This is a genomic window from Halorubrum sp. AJ67 (assembly GCF_000513435.1).
Genome location: NZ_CBVY010000023.1, coordinates 1 through 3242, shown reverse-complemented (window position 1 = coordinate 3242; position 3242 = coordinate 1). Strand labels below are relative to the sequence as shown.

2 protein-coding genes and 2 pseudogenes are annotated in these 3242 nt (G+C 68.1%); 3 read left to right on the top strand and 1 reads right to left on the bottom strand.

The annotated features are described in order from the left end of the window. Positions 1-180 precede the first annotated feature (180 nt). Positions 181-1050, bottom strand: coding sequence for a CheF family chemotaxis protein (locus tag BN903_RS13955; protein ID WP_048078309.1), 870 nt, complete (start codon positions 1048-1050; stop codon positions 181-183). Between the two features lie 238 nt (positions 1051-1288). Here BN903_RS13955 and fer point away from each other — a divergent pair, with 238 nt between their 5' ends. The 3 genes and pseudogenes from fer to BN903_RS13940 all read left to right on the top strand — a co-directional run. Then, on the top strand, positions 1289-1678 hold the full coding sequence (gene fer / locus BN903_RS13950; protein WP_048078308.1) for a ferredoxin Fer: 390 nt from the start codon (positions 1289-1291) through the stop codon (positions 1676-1678). Positions 1679-1863: 185 nt separating this feature from the next. Next, a pseudogene (locus BN903_RS13945) lies at positions 1864-2278 on the top strand (Htur_1727 family rSAM-partnered candidate RiPP); the annotation flags it as partial. 15 nt (positions 2279-2293) lie between these two features. Continuing rightward, a pseudogene (locus BN903_RS13940) lies at positions 2294-3242 on the top strand (TIGR04347 family pseudo-SAM/SPASM protein); the annotation flags it as partial.

The window sequence follows — 3242 nt, the reverse complement described above, 5'->3', positions numbered from 1 at the left end:
GTTCGCGGACCACGGCGTCGAGCGGCGTCTCGCCGCCGCGGTGGTCACCGTCTGACATGAGAGATACCTACGGTTACACAAGCATGAAGCTTCCCCGCGCGGTCGACCGCGGACGGAGTCTCGAACGCGCGGGTCGCTCACGGCGGGGGCACTCTCCCGCCGCCACGCGTCGGCCTACCGCTATGCGTTGACCGATTCGAGGTAGGAACTCACGATCATCTGTCCCTTGCGGGTGAGCGCCGCGCCGCTCTCGCCGTCGGCGACGAGGTCGGCCTCGCGCAGCGTGTCGAGGATCATCGACGTCTGGGTGACGTCGCCGGTGACGACGTCCGAGATGTTCGCCTCGCCGCCGGCCGAGTAGATGGAGACGAGGATCTCCAGCTGCTCTTCGGTCGGGTCGAACGAGTCGAGGTCCTCCATCGCCTCGTCGTACTCGATCTTGATGTACCGGCCGAGGATGTTGAGCGCCCGCTCGTTCGGCACGGTCGTGATCGACGTGACCGTCCGGTCGTCGTCGACGTGGCGGAAAACAAGCGCCGGGCGCTTCGTCCCGCCGAGGGTGCGATCCGTGCGCTCGTAGTCGATCACCGAAGAGAGGTCGACGGTGAACGGCTCGGGGCAGTCGTCGAACCGTATCTCGCCCGGCGACACCGTCACCGAGGCGCGGTGGTCGGTCGCGTCCGTGACGCGGCCGCCGACCTTCGCCGGGTGTCGCACCGTGACGGTCACGTTTCGCAACAGCACCGTGAACAGCAGCCTGACGAACCGGTCCATGTCCTCGGACTCGCCCTCCACGAGCGCCGACCGCCGCGTCCCGTCGCGCTCGTACGCGACGGTGACGCTGTCGTTGAAAAACGAGCGCAGGTCGCCGGGGACGCTGCCGACGACGACGTCGAACACCTGCGAGAGCGGGACCGTCTCCTTGCCGTCGTCCGTCGCGAGGACCAGTCGTCGCTGGCTCAACAGCACGCGCCCGGTCGCCGGCTCGTCGGTCTGTAGGCTCGCCGCGTGAACGCGGCCGACGAAGTCGGCGACGACGGACTCCTCCATCGATACCATCTGAGTGCCGTACGCTATTTATTGTTACTCACACCGTATCAGTCGTGATAACGAGCTGTCACGCCGTCGGACGCACGCCGATGAGGGCAGGGTGCGGTCCGTCAGCCCCCCAAGAACGGCCGGAACCGCCGCTGCCGGTCCGAACGTGTTCGGTCACGCGCCCCTCTCTCCGAGGGCGACAGGCGGGGAACAGCAAAGCCTAATGACGTGGGCTTCAAACCGGCAGGTGATGCCCACAGTAGAATACCTCAACTACGAAGTGCTCGACGACCACGGCTGGTCGATGGACGACGACGACCTCTTCGAGGAGGCGGCCGACGCCGACCTCGACGACGAGGATTACGGTACCCTCGAAGTCAACCAGGGCGAGTACATCCTCGAATCCGCCGAGGCGCAGGGCTACGACTGGCCCTTCTCGTGCCGCGCCGGTGCGTGTGCGAACTGCGCGTCCATCGTCAAGAAAGGCGACATCGACATGGACATGCAGCAGATCCTCTCCGACGAGGAAGTCGAAGAGAAGAACGTCCGGCTCACCTGTATCGGGAGTCCGGCCACCGACGAGGTCAAGATCGTCTACAACGCGAAACACCTCGACTACCTGCAGAACCGCGTCATCTGATCGGCTCTCCCCTACTCCGGTAGCGGACCGTTCTCACGCGGGATCGCCGCCGTCGCGGTCCTCGCACTCCTCTCGATCACGTCTCCGAGTAGCCCTGCGCTCGTCCTGCCCGAACCTGTTCGGGCGAATTTCGCGGCCGTGAGAACGCGCGAAACCCCGTTCGGGGAACCGTCCGTACGGGGGGTATGGTCGAAAAGACGAGCCGAAGCGAGGACGCCGGCGGGCCGCGGTCGGCCGACGGTCGCCGGTTCGAGGTGTTCGTCCGCGAGGAGGAGTCGGACCCGCTCCGCCACGTCGGCACGGTCGCCGCGCCGACGGCCGACGTGGCTCACGAGGAGGCGAGCAAGCTCTTCGCGTGGTACGCCCGGCGACGTGTGGGTGTGTCCGGCCACGGAGGTGTCCCGATACTCCGCGGAGTCGCTCGCGGACGAGGAATCCGACGGGCCGGCGGACGACGGCTCCGACGGGTCGGCGGACGGCGACTCTGACGCCGAATCGTCCGACGACGGGGACGAGCCGCGCGTCTACGAGGAGACGGAGGGGACGCCGACCGTCTCCCGTGGCGGCGCGCCCGCGGCCGACGCGGCCGACACCGACGACGGCGGGGGGGTCGCGATGATCTCCGTCAGCAAGCTGCTCTGCGGCTCGACGCCGAGAGCGACGGGCTCCGCTACGACGCGGGCCGACGGCTCGAAAGAAACCGCAGATCACGGAGGATAAACAGCAGCGCCCGGTCGTCGTCTGGAACACCACGAAGCGGTGTAACCTCTACTGCGAGCACTGCTACGCCGGTGCCGACGCAGAGGGCGCGCCGAACGAGCTGTCGACCGCGGAGGGGAAGGCCCTTATCGACGACCTCGCCGAGTTCGGCGTCCCCGTCCTCCTCTTCTCCGGCGGCGAACCCCTCGTCCGCGAGGACCTCGCCGAACTCGTCGCGTACGCCGACGACAGCGGGGTCCGCCCGGTGCTGTCGACGAACGGAACCCTCCTCACCCGCGAGCGCGCCCGGGAGCTGAAACGGGCGGGTCTCAAGTACGCCGGCGTCTCGGTCGACGGACTCCCCGAGCGCAACGACCGGATCCGCGGCGAGGAGGGCGCGTTCGACGCCGCGGTCCGCGGAATCGAGGCCTGCCTCGACGTCGGGCTCAAGACGGGGCTGCGGTACACGATCACCGAACACAACGTCGACGACCTCCCGGGCGTCGTCGACCTGCTCACCGACGTCGGCGTCGACCGGTTCTGCTTCTATCACCTCGATTACGGCGGTCGCGGGGCCGACATCTCGGACGTGGACCTCTCGCCCGAGGCGACCCGGAAGGCGGTCAGGGACCTCTGTGACCTCACCCGCGAGTACCACGAGGCGGGCGAGGAGATAGAGACGCTGCTCGTCGGCAACTACGCCGACGCGGGCCACCTCGTCGAGTACGCCGACCGCGAGATGGGGAGCGAGCGCGCGGCGCTGATCTACCGGTACCTCGAACGCAACGGCGGCGACCCGACCGGCGAGCGCGTCGCCGACGTCGACCCCGTCGGCAACGTCCACCTCACGCAGTTCTGGCAGGGG

What these genes read in the sequence shown, in the direction of transcription:
- fer (WP_048078308.1), top strand. Translation starts at nt 1,289, where the DNA reads ATGCCCACAGTAGAATACCTCAACTACGAAGTGCTCGACGACCACGGC.
- BN903_RS13955 (WP_048078309.1), bottom strand. Translation starts at nt 1,050, where the DNA reads ATGGAGGAGTCCGTCGTCGCCGACTTCGTCGGCCGCGTTCACGCGGCG.